Below are 16399 nucleotides of genomic sequence, written 5' to 3' on the forward strand. Positions count from 1 at the left end.
GGCTTGGCCTTGCTTTTTCGTCGCGTCATCTCGCCTAGAAGCGCCGTGCGAGACCGACGCCGAACTCCACGTCCGGGCTGTCGTCGTTCAGGCCGAGGTTGAGGCCGAAGTCCAACTGGGCGTCGGGCAGGGACGGGGGCGACCAGACGGCGGTCAGGTCGAAGGTGGACGGCGTGGTCGGCGCGACGGGATCATCGTCGCGGCTGATCCAGACCTCGGCGCCCAGGTCCCATTGGCCGAAACCGCGTCCGACGCCGGCGACCATCGTATAGGCGCCATGGCGGCCGTCGCCGTCCGCATCCGAGACCCAGTCGATCTCGGGCGACAGGCTCAGGCTCCAGTCGTTGTTCAGCGGGATGGAGACCGGCAGGATGATCCCGCCCTCGAACCCGTCGGCGCGAATATCGCGCGCACCGGTGGGGGCGGTGATGAAGCCGGAAATCGCCACAGACAGGCCCGAGCCGTCAGGGTTCTTCAGCGAGTGCCGCAGGCCGAGACTGAGATCGCCGACGCCGTCAGCCACATCACGATCGCCGGTCGCGCGGTCGAGAATCCGTTCGTGGTTCCAGGTCGTGAGTCCGAGTTGAAGCTCAGTCAGGCCGGTCAGGCCATAGCGCACGAACAGGTCGCCGGCGTCCCAGGTGTCGGTCCGTGTCGTGCCGTCCGTCTGACGCGCGCCGTCGAACAGGCCGAGTTCGACCTGCCAGCGGCCTCTGTCGAGGATGCAGGTCGGGGTGCCCTTGCCGGGGCGATCGGCGCAGAAATCGCGCTCTGATGCGGGAGTCGACTGAGCCGCAACGGCCGTGGGCAAGGCCAGAGAGGCGATCAGGGCGATCAGAAGGGGCGGACGCATGGCGGATCTCGCAGCGATGTCTCGCCCGATCATGCCGCCCGCGCCTTAATCAGCCGTGATGCCAAGCCGGATACTAGGCCGGCTTTTCTTCCAGACGCTTGTCCAGATAGGCGCCGACGCGGGTTTCGACCGCGCTCATGTGGTCCTGCCAGAAGTGACTGGCGCCCTCTTCCAGTTCGTAGTCGATGATGATGCCCTTTTGGGTGCGCAGCTTGTTGACCACACGCTCGACCTCGACCGGCGGGACGATGGTGTCGGCCGTGCCGTGCAGGAACAGGCCGGACGCCGGGCAGGGCGCCAGGAAGCTGAAGTCATACATGTTCGACGGCGGCGAGACCGAGATGAAGCCGTCCGTTTCGGGGCGACGCATCAGAAGCTGCATGCCGATGTAGGCGCCGAACTGATAGCCGGCGACCCAGGTCTGGCTGGCGCCAGGGTTGTTGGCCTGGAGCCAATCGAGGGCGGTGGCCGCGTCGGCCAGCTCGCCGATGCCCGAATCGAACTCGCCCTGCGACTTGCCGACGCCGCGCGAGTTGTAGCGCAGGGTGGCGAAGCCGCGCTGCTGGAACAGCTGGTGCAGGGTGACCGCGACCGGGTTGTTCATATGTCCGCCCGCCTTGGGGTGCGGATGCAGGATCAGCGCGATCGGGGCGTTCGGGCGCTTGCCCGGGGAATAGCGGCCTTCGATGCGACCGGAGGCGCCGGGCAGGATGACTTCAGGCATAGGGGCTCTGGAATCCGTTCAACTGTCATTTCGCGAGTGCGTAATACTTGACCGCGGAGGTGGGACTTTCTAAGTCCCTCCGCAAGCGCGCCGCCTTTGCGAAGGCGCGGGTTCTAGCACAGGAGCCCCGAAAAGCGCGCAATTTTTGAAGGTGCGAAATGCGTCTGTCGACCAAAGGACGATACGCCGTGATGGCGATGGCCGATCTGGCGAAGAACGGACGCGGCGAGAGCGGTGAAATCCGGGCGGTTTCACTGGCCGAGATCGCCGCGCGCCAGGAGATTTCGCTGAGCTATCTGGAGCAACTGTTCGCCCGACTGAGGAAGAGCGAGCTGGTCAAGAGCGTGCGCGGACCGGGCGGCGGATACCGGCTGGCCAAGGCGGCGCACGAGACGGTGGTCGCCGAGATCGTGCTGGCGGTGGATGAGCCGATCCGGGCGACGCGGTGCGTGGCGCATGGCTCGCCCAAGGGCTGCATGCTGGCCGGCGAACGCTGCATTACCCACAATCTCTGGGAAGACCTGGGCGACGAAATTCATCGCTATCTGGCGGGCGTTTCGCTGGAGGATGTGGTGATGAACCGCACGGGACAGCGTCGGCGCAATGTCGAGCCTTCTGCCGTCGGGGTCGCGGCATGACCGGCGTCTATCTGGACTATAACGCCTCGGGCCTGGTGCGGCCGGAGGTGCTGGAGATCATGGCCAGGGCCCTGGCCGACAACGGCAATCCGTCGGCGGTCCATGCGGCTGGCCGGCGGGCGCGGGCACGGGTCGAGACCGCGCGGGCGCAGGTCGCGGACCTGGTCGGGGCCGATCCGACGGCGGTGGTGTTCAATTCGGGCGGCACCGAAGCCAATGCCCAGGGCATCGCCAGCGCCCTGGCGGCCGGGTGCGAACGGTTGATCGTGTCGGCGACCGAGCATCCTTGCGTGGCCGAAGCGGCCGCGAATGCGGGCGTAGCCGTAGAGGTGCTGCCGGTCGATGCGAACGGGGTGGTCGATCTGGACTGGCTGGCGCAGGCGCTGAGCCGTCCGGGCCGGGCCGTGGTCGCCATCCATCATGCGAACAATGAAAGCGGCGTCATCCAGCTGATCGCCGAGGCGGCGGCCCTGGTGCGGGCGGCGGGCGGCTGGCTGCATGTCGACGCCATCCAGTCGGCGGGCAAGATCGCGGTCGATATGCGCGCGCTGGACGCGGACACCCTGACTTTGTCTGCGCACAAGCTGGGCGGGGCGCAGGGCGTGGGCGCCCTGATCTTCAAGGAAGGCTTGTCGGGCGTGCGGATCCTGCACGGCGCGGGGCAGGAGCGGGGCCTGCGCGCCGGAACCGAAAACGTGCCGGGCATCGCCGGGTTCGGCGTCGCGGCCGATTGCGCCGCGCGGGACCTGGAGACGATGGCCTCGCACGTCGCCTGGCGCGATGCGGCCGAGGCGAAGGTCAAGGCCGCGGGCGCGACCATCATCGGCGGCGGCGTGGCGCGGCTGCCCAACACCCTGTTCATGGCCGTCGAGGGCTGGGACAGTCCGCAGCAGCTGATCACCCTGGACCTGACGGGCGTCATGGTGTCCGCCGGCTCGGCCTGCTCGTCGGGCAAGGTGAAGCCGTCCAAGACCATCAGCGCCATGGGCCTGAATGCGCTGGCGACCGGAGGCGTGCGCGTCTCTGGCGGCTGGGGCACGGTCGAGAGCGACTGGGCAAGGTTCGCCGACGCCTGGGTCGCCGCCTACAACAAGCACAAGACGCGCGCCGCCGAGCGCGTGAGAGAGGTCGCCTGATGGCCGCCGTCAAGGAAACCATCGACGCCGTCGCCGCGCTGGAGAAGTACGAGCACGGCTTCACGTCCGACATCGAGACGGAATATGCGCCCAAGGGATTGAGCGCCGAGATCGTGCGATTCATTTCCGAAAAGAAGGGCGAACCGGAATGGATGCTGGAATGGCGTCTGGCCGCCTATGAGCGCTGGCTGGCGATGGAGGAGCCGACCTGGGCGGCGGTTCGTTACGAGCCCGTCGATTATCAGGACCTGTTCTACTATGCGGCGCCCAAGGCGAAGGAGGGGCCCAAGTCGCTGGACGAGGTCGATCCCGAGATCCTGGAAATCTACAAGAAGCTGGGCATCCCGCTGAAGGAGCAGGAGGTGCTGGCCGGGGTGCAGGGCGCGCCCAAGGTCGCCGTGGACGCCGTGTTCGACAGCGTGTCGGTGGTGACGACCTTCAAGGAGGAGTTGGCCAAGGTCGGCGTGATTTTCATGCCGATTTCAGAGGCCTTGCGCGAATATCCTGATCTGGTGCGGCAATATCTGGGGTCGGTGGTGCCGGTCTCGGACAACTATTTCGCGGCGTTGAACAGCGCGGTCTTTTCGGACGGCTCGTTTGTCTACATCCCGCCGGGCGTCAAATGCCCGATGGAGCTGTCGACCTATTTCCGCATCAATGCGTCACAGACGGGCCAGTTCGAGCGGACCCTGATCATCGCCGACAAGGGGGCTTACGTCTCCTACCTTGAGGGCTGCACCGCGCCGATGCGCGACGAGAACCAACTGCATGCGGCTGTGGTCGAGATCGTGGCGCTGGACGACGCCGAGGTGAAATATTCGACGGTCCAGAACTGGTATCCGGGCGACGCCGAGGGCAAGGGCGGCATCTACAACTTCGTGACCAAGCGCGCCGACTGCCGGGGCGATCGGTCCAAGGTGTCGTGGACCCAGGTCGAGACCGGCTCGGCTGTGACCTGGAAATATCCGTCCTGCATCCTGAAGGGTGAGGAGTCGTCCGGCGAGTTCTATTCCATCGCCATCACCAACGGACATCAGCAGGCCGACACCGGCACCAAGATGATCCACCTGGGCAAGAATTCGAAGTCGCGGATTATCGCCAAGGCGGTGTCGGCGGGCAAGTCGGACTCGACCTATCGAGGCCTGGTCTCGGTGCATCCGAAGGCGACGGGCGTGCGCAACTTCACCCAGTGCGACAGCCTGCTGATCGGTAAGGAGTGCGGCTCGCACACCATCCCCTATATCGAGGCCCGCAACGGCTCGGCCCAGCTGGAGCACGAGGCGACGACGACGCGCCTGTCGGACGATCAGCTATTCTACGCCCAGCAGCGCGGGCTGTCGCAGGAAGAGGCGGTGGCCCTGCTGGTCAACGGCTTCGTCCGCGACGTGATGCAGAAACTGCCGATGGAGTTCGCCGTCGAGGCGCAGAAGCTGGTGGCGATCTCGTTGGAAGGGAGTGTGGGGTGAAGACTAAACCCGTAGCCGCTCGCTTTTGGAAGATTTTTACGGCTGAGTTAAATAGGCCTGCATACTACACAAGCGACTTGGTTCGTTATGTCAAAGGTTATGGTTTCGACGTGACAGCACAGAACCATAAAACGACTTTGTCGATAGCCTACGATTCACGCGAGCTGACATTTCAGGATTTGAAACGATGCCTGAGTTCGCTCATGCGTCATCCTAACTCAAGTGTTCTTCTCGCGAGTAGCCAAACGGGCGGACGTTGGATCGCCCGAGTTCGAAGCAATCGCTCCAAGCAATTCATCCCATTTTAGGCGTTCAATGCTCTCTGTTTCCAACCTCCACGTTTCAGTCGGCGAAAAGCCGATCCTCAAGGGGCTGACGCTCGACGTTTCCGCCGGCGAAGTGCACGCCATCATGGGGCCGAACGGAGCCGGGAAATCGACGCTCGGCTACGCCCTGTCGGGACGGCCGGGCTATGAGGCGACGGAAGGGTCTGTCGAATGGGCGGGCGAGGATTTGCTGGCGCTGGACCCGGCCGAGCGGGCGGCCAAGGGTGTCTTCCTGTCGTTCCAGTATCCGATCGAGATTCCCGGCGTGCCGGCCCTGACCTTCGTGCGGACGGCGCTGAACGCGCAAAAGCGCGCACGGGGCGAGGAGGAGGTGGCGGCGCCGGCCTTTCTGAAGCTGGTCCGTGAAGCGTCCAAGGCGCTGAAGATGGACTTCGACATGCTCAAGCGGCCGCTGAACGTCGGCTTCTCCGGCGGTGAGAAGAAGCGGATGGAAATCCTGCAGATGGCGCTGCTGGAGCCGTCGCTGCTGATCCTTGACGAGACGGATTCCGGCCTAGACATCGACGCCCTGCGCATCGTGTCGGAGGGCGTGAACGCGCTGCGTTCGCCCGACCGCGCCATGTTGGTCATCACCCACTATCAGCGCCTGCTCGACTACATCAAACCGGACCGGGTGCATGTGCTGGCCGGCGGTCGGATCGTGGCGTCGGGCGGGCCGGAACTGGCGCTGGAGCTGGAGGCGGAAGGGTACGATAAGTATCTGCCGCAAGCTGCATGAGCGCGGCCTTCGCCATCGACCTGACCGACGCCGACACCTATCCGTCGCGACGCACGGAGGCGTGGAAATACAGCGACCTGAAGCGGTATCTTCGCGCCGCGCCGCAGCCGTCGGGTACGGCCGAGGTCGGGCCGCCGGGACCGTTTTATGATCTGGGCGGTGAGGCGATCGTCTTCGCGAACGGGCGCGCCGTGGGCGTGACCGACTTCATCGCCTCGGGCGAGCGGACCCTGCGACTGCGCTATGTGTCGGACGCCGTCGGCACGGGTCACACGGCCAGCGCGCGGGTGTCGGCGCGCGCCGGCGCCAAGCTGCTGCTTCTGGAGACGCACGAGGGCGCGGGCTCGGCCTATGTCGCGCACAATACGCTGGAACTGGACGTGGCGGCCGGCGCCGAGGTGACGCGCGTCGTCCTGGTCGAGGAGCCGGAAGACGCCATCTCCATCGCCGAGGCCCATGTGAAGGTCGAGGCGGGCGGCATCTATCGCCAGACCATCGTCACGACCGGCGCCAAGCTGCAGCGGATCGAGACGCGCATCACTCACTATGCCCAGGGCGCGCAGGTTCAGGCCGACGGTCTGTATCTGCTGAACGGATCGCGTCATGCAGACCTAACCAGCGTGGTGCGTCATGTGGAACACGACGGCGCGACCTCGCAACTGATCAAGGGCGTGGCTCGCGATACGGCGCGCGGCGTCTTCCAGGGCAAGATCGTGGTCGAGCGCGGGGCGGACGGCACCGATGCGCGCATGGGCCACCACGCCCTGATCGCCAGCGAGCGGGCCGAGATCGACGCCAAGCCGGAACTGATCATCTATGCCGACGACGTGCAGTGCGCGCATGGCAACACCGTGGGGACGCTGGACGAGAGCGCCCTGTTCTACATGCAGCAGCGCGGCATCCCGGCCGAGGAGGCCCGCGCCCTGCTGACCCAGGCCTTCCTGATCGAGGTCATCGACCGGATCGAGCACGAGGGCGCGAGAGAGGTGGCGCGGGAATGGCTGACGGCGCGGTTGTGAACACCTTCGATCCCTATGCCGTGCGGGCGCAGTTCCCGATCCTGTCGCGACAGGTGAACGGCAGGCCGCTGGTCTATCTTGACAACGCGGCCTCGGCGCAGAAGCCGCGCGCGGTGATCGACGCCCTGTTGGCGACGATGGAGGGCGGCTACGCCAACGTCCACCGGGGCCTGCACACTCTGTCGAACGAGGCGACCGAAGCCTTCGAAAAGGCGCGCGAGATCGTCGCCCGCTTCCTGAACGCCGAGAGCGCCGAACAGGTGGTCTGGACGAAGGGCGGAACCGAGGCGATCAATCTGGTGGCCAATGGCCTGGGGCTGTCGATCCAGCCGGGCGACGAAATCGTCGTCTCGGAGATGGAGCATCACTCCAACATCGTGCCGTGGCATCTGCTGCGCGAACGGCGCGGGGCGGTGATCAAGTGGATTCCGGTCAAGGACGACGGGTCGCTGGACATGGCGGCCTATGCCGGCCTGCTGGGGCCGAAGACGCGGATGGTCGCCGTCACCCATATGTCGAACGTGCTGGGGACCATCAATCCGGTCGCCGAAATCAGCCGCCTGGCCCATGCGGCGGGGGCTCAGGTGCTGATCGACGGGTGCCAGGGGGCGGTCCATGCGACGCCGGACGTGCAAGCCATCGGCTGCGACTTCTATGTGCTGACCGGGCACAAGCTGTTCGCGCCCACCGGCATCGGCGCCCTGTACGGCAAGGCCGAGGCGCTGGAGGCGCTGCCGCCCTATCAGGGCGGGGGCGAGATGATCGAGACGGTCGAGCAGGACCGCGTGACCTATGCCCGGCCGCCGCATCGGTTCGAGGCGGGGACGCCCCCGATCCTGGAGGCCATTGGCCTGGGCGTGGCCCTGGAATGGCTGGCGCAATACGACCGGGCGGCCGTGCAGGCGCATGAGCATGCCCTTTATCAGCACGCCGTCGATCGACTTCAGGGTGAGACCTGGCTGCGGATTCTGGGGCAGGCCGAAGGCAAGGGCGCGATCCTGACCTTTGCCGTCGAGGGCGCGCATGCCCATGATGTCGCCCAGATCATGGACCGTTACGGGGTCGCGGTGCGCGCGGGTCTGCATTGCGCCGAGCCGCTGGCGAAAAGAATGGGGGTGACGTCGAGCACCCGCGCCTCCTTCGCCCTATATAACACCGTGGAGGATGCCGACGCCTTCGTGGATGCGCTGATCAAGGCGCGGAACTTCTTCGTGTAAGCCGATGACAGATCAACCGATTCAAGACAGCGACGCCTTCAAGGACGCCTGGGACGAACCCCAGAAAAGCGCCCTGTCGCAGGCCGAGCTGGACACCCTGACCGATCAACTGATCGAGGCGCTGAAGTCGGTCTATGACCCGGAAATCCCGGTCGACATCTATGAGCTGGGCCTGATCTACCGCGTGGACGTCAACGACGATCGCGACGTGGTGGTGGACATGACCCTGACGGCGCCGGGCTGTCCCGTCGCCGGCGAAATGCCGGGCTGGGTCGAGACGGCGGTGGAAAAGGTCGAGGGCGTGCGCAGCGCCAAGGCCAATCTGGTGTTCGATCCGCCGTGGGACGCCTCCAAGATGAGCGACGAGGCCAAGCTGGCCCTGAACATGTTCTGATGGATATGTTCTGATGAGCGAGCTTCAAGCCACATCCCGTCCGCGCCGCCCGCGCCCAAAGGCCGTCACCCTGACGGACGCGGCCGCCGAGCGAGTGCGTGAGATCCTGGACAATGCCGAGAATGATCACATCGGCCTGAGGATCGGCGTCAAGAACGGTGGGTGCGCCGGGCAGGAGTACACCTTCGCCTACGCCGACGAGATCGGGCCGATGGACGAGGTGGTCGAGGACAAGGGCGTCACCATCCTGATCGAGCCTCGGGCCGTGCTGTTCCTGATCGGCACCGAGATCGACTATGAGACGACGCGGCTGGCGTCCAAGTTCGTGTTCAACAATCCGAACCAGACCGACGCCTGCGGTTGCGGCGAGAGCGTGACCATCGTGCCGGTCGCCGCCGACTGAGATGGCTTACGACGCGGACTTCGGCGAATGGGTCCGCGAGCATTTTCATGCGCTCGGCCGCCTGGAGATCAAGCGCATGTTCGGCGGGGCCGGGGTCTATGCCGCCGGTGTCATGTTCGCCCTGCTGGACGACGGCATGGTCTGGTTGAAGGGCGACGAGGCGCTGGGCGAGGCCTTCGTCGAGGCCGGCTCGCGTCAGTTCACCTATCCGACCAAGGACGGCCGCATGATGAGCATGGGTTACTGGACCTTGCCCGAAGCGGCCTTGGACGATCCCGACGAAGCCGTCGCCTGGGCCCGGCGGTCGCTGGATGTGGCGGTGAAGAAGGCGTCGGGGAAGAAGCGCTAGCCCGCATCAGGTCGAACCACCCGAACCGAGTGCCCCGGGTGCGCCTCGGCCTCCGCTCTGGCGCATCGGACGGCGCTTTTGGCGTCGGTGAAAACGCCTTCGAACAGGCCGTCGCTTGAGGTGATGCGCCAGCGATCGCCGACAGGCTGAATCGTCAGGATTTCGACGGAGGGTGGCGAGGCCAGGGGCGTAATCATTGGGTGCGGCGGTGTTGGTCGCGGTTCAGGCGGTCGGCCTCGGCCTGAAGTCGGGCGGCGAGACGTTCAGCCGAGATGCGATTGGGCAGGGGCGGGTGCAGGCGTTGTTGACCGCCACGGCCCAACCGCTGGCGCGAGGCACGACCCTGTATTGTCTGGGAGGGCGGCGCGTGTCACGCCGCCCTCGATATGGCCCTGCATCATCGCGCGCTGCCCTTGCGGATCGGGGCGCCGAACAGGGCGCCGATGAAGGTCATCGCCATTTGAAGGCTTGTCGGCGCCGGGGCGGGACGTTTCAGGGTCTCGGCCAGCAGGTGGGAACGGCTCATTGTCATCTCCTTGGAGCCGCAGAAGACGCCCGATCCCCGTAAAGCGGCCATGTCGAAAGCATCGCCGGGCGTAATGCGGACCTAAAGCGGAGTGATCAGGGGCCTTATCGCCACGCAGATGTGGGCCGTTCCGCGGTCACGCTTGAACCGCGGGTCTTTCAAACCACATACTCATCCGAACGCCGTCGGAATCGACGGGCCGTCATGCGCCGGTCGGGCCTCTTGCCCGGCGGACCCTGGCGGCGGGCCGGAGATGATCAATGGCCCAGGAGTACGCATCATGACTGAACCAAAAATCCTGCCCGTCCTGCCGCTGAGAGACATCGTCGTCTTCCCGCACATGGTCGTGCCGCTCTTCGTCGGACGCGAAAAGTCGGTGAAGGCGCTGGACGAGATCATGAAGGGCGAAAAGCAGATCCTGCTGGCGACCCAGAAGAACAGCGTCGACGACGATCCGTCGCCGGACGCCATCTATCCCACCGGCGTGCTGGCTTCGGTGCTGCAGCTGCTGAAACTGCCCGACGGCACGGTCAAGGTGCTGGTTGAGGGCAAGGGCCGCGCGCGCCTGACCCGCTTCACCGACCGTGAGGAGTATTTCGAGGCCGAGGCCGTCGAGATCGAAGACGAAGCCGGCGACGCCTCGCAGGCCGAGGCCATGCTGCGCGCCGTGGTCGAGCAGTTCGAAAACTATGTGAAGCTGAACAAGAAGGTTCCGCCCGAGGCCCTCAGCTCCATCCCCCAGATCACCGACGCCTCCAAGCTGGCGGACTCGGTCGCGGCCCACCTGTCGGTGAAGATCGCCGACAAGCAGGGTCTGCTGGAAACCTTCGACGTGCCCAAGCGGCTGGAGAAGGTCTATGGGCTGATGGAGGGCGAGATCTCGGTCCTTCAGGTCGAGAAGAAGATCCGCTCGCGCGTGAAGCGCCAGATGGAGAAGACCCAGCGCGAATATTATCTGAACGAGCAGATGAAGGCGATCCAGCGCGAGCTGGGCGAGACCGACGATGCGCGCGACGAGATCATGGATCTGGAGAAGCGCATCCGTAAGACGCGCCTGTCCAAGGAAGCGCGGACCAAGGCCGAGGCCGAGGTCAAGAAGCTGCGCAACATGAGCCCGATGTCGGCGGAATCGACCGTCGTGCGCAACTATCTCGACTGGCTGCTGTCCGTGCCGTGGGGCAAGGCCAAGCAGAAGCCGATCGACCTGGCCAAGGCCGAGGACATACTGGAAGAGGATCACTTCGGCCTGGAGAAGGTCAAGGAACGGATCATCGAGTATCTGGCGGTCCAGGCCCGCACCGGCAGCCTGAAGGGTCCGATCCTGTGCCTCGTCGGCCCTCCCGGCGTCGGCAAGACCTCGCTGGCCAAGTCCATCGCCAAGGCGACGGGGCGTGAATACGTCCGCATGTCGCTGGGCGGCGTGCGCGACGAAAGCGAGATCCGCGGCCACCGCCGGACCTATATCGGCTCCATGCCCGGCAAGATCATCCAGTCGATGAAGAAGGCCAAGACCACCAACGCCTTCGTCCTGCTGGACGAGATCGACAAGCTGGGATCGGACTGGCGCGGCGATCCGTCTTCGGCCCTGCTGGAGGTGTTGGACCCGGCCCAGAACTCGACCTTCGGCGACCACTATCTGGAGGTGGACTACGACCTGTCGCAGGTGATGTTCGTGACGACCGCGAACAGCCTGAACATGCCGCAGCCGTTGATGGACCGGATGGAGATCATCCGGGTGTCAGGCTACACCGAGGACGAGAAGGTCGAGATCGCCAAGCGCCACGTCCTGCCCAAGCAGTTGGCGGATCACGGTCTGAAGGATGGCGAACTGATCGTGCCGGAAGACACGATCCGCGACCTGATCCGCTATTATACCCGCGAGGCCGGCGTGCGGTCGCTGGAGCGCGCGCTGGGCGGGCTGGCGCGCAAGGCCGTGCGCGAGATGGCCAAGACGGGCGCCAAGTCGATCACGGTCGATGAGGCCAAGCTGGCCGACTATGCGGGCGTCAAGAAGTTCCGCTACGGCGAGACGGACGAGGAAGATCAGGTCGGCATCGTTACGGGTCTGGCCTGGACCGAGTTCGGCGGTGACATCCTGACCATCGAGGCGATCAAGATGCCGGGTCGCGGGCGCATGACCGTGACGGGCAACCTGAAAGACGTGATGAAGGAGTCGATCTCAGCCGCGGCATCCTATGTCCGCTCGCGGGCCCTGGCCTTCGGCGTCAAGCCGCCGGTGTTCGAGAAGACCGACATCCACGTCCACGTGCCGGATGGCGCCACGCCCAAAGACGGTCCGTCCGCCGGCGTCGCCATGACGGTGGCGATGGTCTCGGTCCTGACCGGCATCCCGATCCGCAAGGATATCGCCATGACCGGCGAGATCACCCTGCGCGGCCGCGTCACCGCCATCGGCGGCCTGAAGGAGAAGCTGCTCGCGGCCCTGCGCTCCGGCGTCAAGACGGTGTTGATCCCGCAGGAGAACGAGAAGGATCTCGCTGACGTGCCGGACAATGTGAAGTCGGCGCTGGAAATCGTGCCCATCTCCACGGCGGACGAGGCGCTAAAGTGGGCCCTGGTCGGCACCCTGACGCCGGTCGAGTGGGATGAGGCGGCGGAACCGCTGCCGGCTCCGATCGCGGGTCCGGAAGGACCGGTGGCGGCCGTCAGCCACTAACGCCGAGTTGAACAGCGAGCGCCGCCGGTGATCACACCGGCGGCGTTTTCGTTTTTGACGCAACCGTCGATCTGTCCTTAAGTGATTCGTTCTGGAGGGGGACGGATGACCAAGGCGGAACTGATCGGCCGCATGGCTGCGGCGGCGAACATCAGCCGTGATCAGGCGAAAGCTGCGCTGGAGGCTTTTACCGACGGCGTAACCGAATCGCTGACGCTGGGTGCGGACGTGAAGCTAATCGGCTTCGGCAGTTTCGTCGCCGTGGACCGCAAGGCCGGCGTCGCGCGCAATCCGCAGACCGGCGCGGCCGTCGCCCGCCCGGCCTCGCGCACTGCGCGCTTTCGCCCGGGCGAAGGTTTGAAAAGCGCCTTGAACGGTTGAGGCGCGACGGGCATAAGCCCGTCTCTGCCCTTGGGGGCGGCTAGCTCAGCTGGTCAGAGCATCTCGTTTACACCGAGAGGGTCGGCGGTTCGAACCCGTCGCCGCCTACCAAACAAAAAGGCCGCCGGATCGCTCCGGCGGCCTTTCGTTTGTCTGGATCAGGCTACGATCAGAAGCGGAAGCTGGCCCGCAGCAGCAGCGAATAGCGAACGTAGTCTTCCAGCAGTTCGGCGTCGCCGGTCAGCGACAGCATGCCCAGTTCGTTACCGAAGTTCAGGCGGAAGCCCAGGATCGGCCCGCCGCCTTCGATGGCGTCCGGCGACAGGATGAAGTCCTGGCCGCCGCTGGCGAAGCGAGCGATGGTTTCGCCGGCGTCGACCGAGATATTCTGGCGATAGCCGACGCGCAGTTCCGGACGAATCCAGCCGTTGCGGCCGAAGCCATAGCCGACGTTCATCGCCGCCACCGCCGAGAAGATGTGGCTGTCGCGCGAATCGATGTCGAGATCGAAGCCGTCGCCGCCGCCCTTCTCGCTGCGCGAGCCCTCCGACAGGCTGAAATATTCGCCGTAGATTTCGGGGCGGATGTTCAGCCGGCCGAAGTTGCGCTCGTACGAAGCCCCGCCGGCGACCGCAGCCGTCCAGCCGTGCCAGTCGGACTTGTTGTTCAGATAGACGCCCGTAGCGACCAGCGAGCGGTCCGCGCTGAAGGAGGCATAGCCGCCGGCCGCACGGGCCCAGGTCGTCCAGTACTGACCCTGAGCGCGCCAGTAGAGGCCCAGCTCCAGCAGGTTGGCCGACAGGACCTCTTCGGCCTCGGCCTCGGGATCCTTGATGTCGGACGAGGTGAAGGCGGCCGAGATGCCGACGGCGCCCAGGCTGGTGCCCTTTTCGACGCCGCCCGCGACGCCGAAGCCTTCGGACCGGAAGCCGTAGGAGTCGGTCTTGTCCTTGTCGGCGTAGAAGTTGATCTCCTGCACCCAGGCGCTGGTTTCACCCGGCGCAGCGGCGGCGTTGCGGCCGGTCAGCGCGCGGGTGACCGCATCGACGCCGGCCGACAGCGACATCAGCGGTCCGCCGGAGTGGTCGGGCAGCATCTGCTCGTAGGCGTCGATGAAGCCGTCGCGCGACGTCTGCGACAGGAACAGATTGCGCAGGGCCTCATTGGAACCCAGCGCGCCATAGACGGCGTCATACGCCGAGGCCTCGACCGGGATCAACCCGGCCTCGGAAGCCGTGCGGCGACGGGCGTCGACATAGACGGTGTTGCCGGCGACGCCACCCTGCACGACGTAGAGATAGGGCGAGTTATCCGACAGCAGGGTCTGGTTGATCTGACCCACATTCAACGTGCCGGCGGTAATGACGTTGAACCGCTCGGGCTGATCGATCAGCGACGAGAAGCGGACGCCCAATGTGGAGCCTGTCGCCAAGGTCGCATTGCCGCTGACGTTGAAGCCGCCGGCGCGGTCGTTGGCGGGGTCAAGATTGACCAGCAACGTCCCTTCAGCGCCGATGTTCAGATTGGAGATCGCCGTGGCGCCCGTCTGGGTGGCGGCCAGGGTGCCCTTGGATACATTGATGTCCAGCAGACCGTCGCTGTTGGCGATGGCGCCGGTCACGACCGCGCCGCCGCTGATGTTCAGCCGGTCGGCGCCGGCGCCGAAATCGATGTCGCCGTTCAGCACGCCGTTCTCGATATTGAGCGTGTCGGCGCCCGAGCCCAGCTTGATCGCGCCGACGATGGCCGGTTCGTTCGCGTCCGGCACGCCATCCTTGTCCGTGTCCGTCGCCGTGCTGCCTGCGGCGGCGGGAATGCCGTACTGACGCAGAGTGACGCCGGTCGTGTTGGCTGACACGTCGATGGCGGTCACCTTGCCAGTCACCGGATTTGTATCGTCGGTGTTAGGGGTGAGCGAGCCGATGATCGAACCGGCGTTGTTCAGCTGGGTCAGGCTGCCGGACTGGTCACGAATAACGGTGGCCGAACCCTGATTGCCGCCGAAAGAGGCGACGAGATTGCCGGTGTTGGTCAGGGAGCCGACGTTGGCGCCCGCACCGATCAGAATGCCGGTCGCGCTCTGGGCCTGCTTGCCCGAGGCGACGGCCTGAATGGCGCCCGTGTTGTTGATCGTCGGAGCAGTCACGCCCGAGCCGATCCAGATGCCGGTTGCATTGGCGTCAACGGCCGTGGACGAGATGCCGCCCTCGTTACGCACGCCGCCGACGACGTTTACGGCCTGGCCGCCCGTCACGCCGAGTTGCACGGCGCGTGACTCCACGCCGGAGTAAAGGCCGGATCCGATGATCGTGCCGCGGTTGATCAGGCCATAGGCCGCATCGCCAGTGCCTACCGCGCCGAGGGTCACCGCCTGTGTCGTCGAACCGATCAGCAGCGCAGGTGCACCGCCCAATGACGTAATGGAGGCGGCTGTCTCGCTGGCGTCTGGGATGCCGTCGCCGTCGCGATCGGTATCGTCGCGGTTCTTGACGCCGTCGCCGTCATCGTCCTCATCGCCGTTCTTGACGCCGTCCTTGTCGTCGTCGCCCTCGATGCCGGCCTCGGAATAAGCAAGGGCCTTATCAAACAAGACGCCGCCGGCGACGTTGGCGCCGACGCGTACGGCGGGGCCGCCCTGCAGCAGATCGTCGGCGTCGAGTTCGTCAAGGAACACAGTCTTCGCATTGTCGAACGTGCCGGTCGTCGGACGCGCGGGCGGCGGGGTGGTGTATCGATACCCCGTCGCCACGACCGTGGAGTGAATCTTGAGCGCACCGCCGACATCGCCCTCGATCGAGACGCCGGACGCATTGGCGCCGAGCGCCGAGATGGAGCCGGCAAGATCGACGTTGCCGGAAATCGGGCCCGTGGTGCGGATGGCGGCGCTGTCGTTGCCGGTGACACGGACCGTGCCCAAGCTCTGAAGCTTGCCGTTCAGCGCGGATTCGACAGCCAGGCCGTAGGAGTTGTTGCCCTCGACCGCGATTGCGCCAGAGCCTTCGACCACAATGTTGCCGGTGAAGGGCGAGGCGCCGGTGACCCGTACGCCGTAGCGGCCGGTCCCGGTGGCGAACGGACCGTCCAGGTCGCCGTCGCCGTCGGTGTCCTTGATGTCGGCCGTTTCCAGGGTGTCATTCACGGTGATGGAGCCACCGACGATCACCGAGCCGGTGTTGCCGCCGTTGACCAGAAGACCCGTCGAGCCGTCGGCCGACTTGTCCATCGTGATGGAGCCGCCGCTGTCCAGATCGACCGTGTTGTTGCTGTTCAGGGTAACCGCCGCGCCCGAGGCGACGGCGACGCTGCCGCCGCTGGCGATGCGGATGTTATCGGCGGCCGTGCCCGTCGCATTGGACGTCTGGATCGGTGTGGTCCGGGCGTTCGAGATGACGATCTCGGCCTGGGATCCTGTGGCGACCATCAAGGGGGCGATCGCCACTGCGGTCGCGAGCAAAATACGCATTCGGTAGAAACCCCTGGTGGTCACGCGTCACGTTACGGGAGACCCCTTAGCAGGGTCCGCGCCAGCGTTCCAAGTTTATCGAATTTGA

Annotated in this window: 15 protein-coding genes and 1 tRNA gene; 12 read left to right on the forward strand and 4 right to left on the reverse strand. The window is 65.6% G+C overall.

All coding sequences use genetic code 11. From position 1 onward, the window contains the following. Nucleotides 1–34: 34 nt before the first annotated feature. Nucleotides 35–853 (reverse strand): transporter, encoded by an 819-nt coding sequence (locus JX001_RS09495; protein WP_205680877.1) that lies wholly within the window; start codon nt 851–853, stop codon nt 35–37. Nucleotides 854–926: 73 nt separating this feature from the next. After that, nucleotides 927–1577: an alpha/beta hydrolase gene (locus JX001_RS09500; protein WP_017504016.1), complete on the reverse strand. Its 651-nt coding sequence runs from the start codon at nt 1575–1577 to the stop codon at nt 927–929. 158 nt (nt 1578–1735) lie between these two features. Between JX001_RS09500 and JX001_RS09505 the strand changes: the two genes are divergently transcribed. The 9 genes from JX001_RS09505 (at nt 1736) to JX001_RS09545 (ending at nt 9264) form a co-directional block, all read left to right on the forward strand. Next, nucleotides 1736–2215 carry an Rrf2 family transcriptional regulator gene (locus JX001_RS09505; protein WP_055753471.1) on the forward strand — a complete coding sequence of 160 codons (480 nt, stop codon included), beginning with the start codon at nt 1736–1738 and terminating at the stop codon, nt 2213–2215. Further along, nucleotides 2212–3351, forward strand: a complete 1140-nt coding sequence (locus JX001_RS09510) for a cysteine desulfurase family protein (protein WP_205680878.1) — start codon at nt 2212–2214, stop codon at nt 3349–3351. The genes JX001_RS09505 and JX001_RS09510 overlap by 4 nt, the downstream gene beginning before the upstream one ends. Then, the gene (gene sufB, locus JX001_RS09515; RefSeq protein WP_205680879.1) at nt 3351–4817 is read left to right on the forward strand and encodes a Fe-S cluster assembly protein SufB; all 1467 of its coding nucleotides are present in this window, start codon (nt 3351–3353) and stop codon (nt 4815–4817) included. Before JX001_RS09510 ends, sufB begins: the two co-directional genes overlap by 1 nt. A gap of 315 nt (nt 4818–5132) precedes the next feature. After that, nucleotides 5133–5882 carry a Fe-S cluster assembly ATPase SufC gene (sufC, locus tag JX001_RS09520; RefSeq protein ID WP_205680880.1) on the forward strand — a complete coding sequence of 250 codons (750 nt, stop codon included), beginning with the start codon at nt 5133–5135 and terminating at the stop codon, nt 5880–5882. Next, the gene (gene sufD / locus JX001_RS09525) at nt 5879–6901 is read left to right on the forward strand and encodes a Fe-S cluster assembly protein SufD (protein ID WP_205680881.1); all 1023 of its coding nucleotides are present in this window, start codon (nt 5879–5881) and stop codon (nt 6899–6901) included. The genes sufC and sufD overlap by 4 nt, the downstream gene beginning before the upstream one ends. Continuing rightward, nucleotides 6880–8118 (forward strand): aminotransferase class V-fold PLP-dependent enzyme, encoded by a 1239-nt coding sequence (locus JX001_RS09530; RefSeq protein ID WP_205680882.1) that lies wholly within the window; start codon nt 6880–6882, stop codon nt 8116–8118. The genes sufD and JX001_RS09530 overlap by 22 nt, the downstream gene beginning before the upstream one ends. A gap of 4 nt (nt 8119–8122) precedes the next feature. Next, complete coding sequence (locus JX001_RS09535; RefSeq protein ID WP_017504008.1) at nt 8123–8512, forward strand: SUF system Fe-S cluster assembly protein; 390 nt, start codon at nt 8123–8125, stop codon at nt 8510–8512. A 13-nt stretch (nt 8513–8525) separates the two neighbouring features. Continuing rightward, entirely contained in the window at nt 8526–8915 is a 390-nt protein-coding gene (locus JX001_RS09540) for a HesB/IscA family protein (protein WP_066551375.1), read from the forward strand. A gap of 1 nt (nt 8916) precedes the next feature. Continuing rightward, nucleotides 8917–9264, forward strand: coding sequence for a TfoX/Sxy family protein (locus JX001_RS09545; protein WP_205680883.1), 348 nt, complete (start codon nt 8917–8919; stop codon nt 9262–9264). A 397-nt stretch (nt 9265–9661) separates the two neighbouring features. On the opposite strand, the gene JX001_RS16385 is transcribed toward JX001_RS09545, so the two are convergent. Next, complete coding sequence (locus JX001_RS16385) at nt 9662–9790, reverse strand: hypothetical protein (protein ID WP_256435951.1); 129 nt, start codon at nt 9788–9790, stop codon at nt 9662–9664. Nucleotides 9791–10070: 280 nt separating this feature from the next. Between JX001_RS16385 and lon the strand changes: the two genes are divergently transcribed. From lon to JX001_RS09560, 3 genes are all read left to right on the forward strand, one after another. Further along, nucleotides 10071–12467: an endopeptidase La gene (gene lon / locus JX001_RS09550; protein ID WP_205680884.1), complete on the forward strand. Its 2397-nt coding sequence runs from the start codon at nt 10071–10073 to the stop codon at nt 12465–12467. A 105-nt stretch (nt 12468–12572) separates the two neighbouring features. Then, nucleotides 12573–12848, forward strand: coding sequence for an HU family DNA-binding protein (locus JX001_RS09555; RefSeq protein WP_205680885.1), 276 nt, complete (start codon nt 12573–12575; stop codon nt 12846–12848). A 34-nt stretch (nt 12849–12882) separates the two neighbouring features. Further along, nucleotides 12883–12959 (forward strand) — tRNA-Val (locus JX001_RS09560). Between the two features lie 58 nt (nt 12960–13017). On the opposite strand, the gene JX001_RS09565 is transcribed toward JX001_RS09560, so the two are convergent. Continuing rightward, entirely contained in the window at nt 13018–16311 is a 3294-nt protein-coding gene (locus tag JX001_RS09565) for an autotransporter outer membrane beta-barrel domain-containing protein (protein WP_205680886.1), read from the reverse strand. Between the last annotated feature and the right edge of the window lie 88 nt (nt 16312–16399).

It is taken from the genome of Brevundimonas fontaquae, assembly GCF_017086445.1.
Classification (GTDB): Bacteria; Pseudomonadota; Alphaproteobacteria; order Caulobacterales; family Caulobacteraceae; genus Brevundimonas; species Brevundimonas fontaquae.

Coding starts and splice junctions, on each gene's coding strand:
- JX001_RS09495 (WP_205680877.1), bottom strand. CDS start 853: ATGCGTCCGCCCCTTCTGATCGCCCTGATCGCCTCTCTGGCCTTGCCC.
- JX001_RS09500 (WP_017504016.1), bottom strand. CDS start 1,577: ATGCCTGAAGTCATCCTGCCCGGCGCCTCCGGTCGCATCGAAGGCCGC.
- JX001_RS09505 (WP_055753471.1), top strand. CDS start 1,736: ATGCGTCTGTCGACCAAAGGACGATACGCCGTGATGGCGATGGCCGAT.
- JX001_RS09510 (WP_205680878.1), top strand. CDS start 2,212: ATGACCGGCGTCTATCTGGACTATAACGCCTCGGGCCTGGTGCGGCCG.
- sufB (WP_205680879.1), top strand. CDS start 3,351: ATGGCCGCCGTCAAGGAAACCATCGACGCCGTCGCCGCGCTGGAGAAG.
- sufC (WP_205680880.1), top strand. CDS start 5,133: ATGCTCTCTGTTTCCAACCTCCACGTTTCAGTCGGCGAAAAGCCGATC.
- sufD (WP_205680881.1), top strand. CDS start 5,879: ATGAGCGCGGCCTTCGCCATCGACCTGACCGACGCCGACACCTATCCG.
- JX001_RS09530 (WP_205680882.1), top strand. CDS start 6,880: ATGGCTGACGGCGCGGTTGTGAACACCTTCGATCCCTATGCCGTGCGG.
- JX001_RS09535 (WP_017504008.1), top strand. CDS start 8,123: ATGACAGATCAACCGATTCAAGACAGCGACGCCTTCAAGGACGCCTGG.
- JX001_RS09540 (WP_066551375.1), top strand. CDS start 8,526: ATGAGCGAGCTTCAAGCCACATCCCGTCCGCGCCGCCCGCGCCCAAAG.
- JX001_RS09545 (WP_205680883.1), top strand. CDS start 8,917: ATGGCTTACGACGCGGACTTCGGCGAATGGGTCCGCGAGCATTTTCAT.
- JX001_RS16385 (WP_256435951.1), bottom strand. CDS start 9,790: ATGAGCCGTTCCCACCTGCTGGCCGAGACCCTGAAACGTCCCGCCCCG.
- lon (WP_205680884.1), top strand. CDS start 10,071: ATGACTGAACCAAAAATCCTGCCCGTCCTGCCGCTGAGAGACATCGTC.
- JX001_RS09555 (WP_205680885.1), top strand. CDS start 12,573: ATGACCAAGGCGGAACTGATCGGCCGCATGGCTGCGGCGGCGAACATC.
- JX001_RS09565 (WP_205680886.1), bottom strand. CDS start 16,311: ATGCGTATTTTGCTCGCGACCGCAGTGGCGATCGCCCCCTTGATGGTC.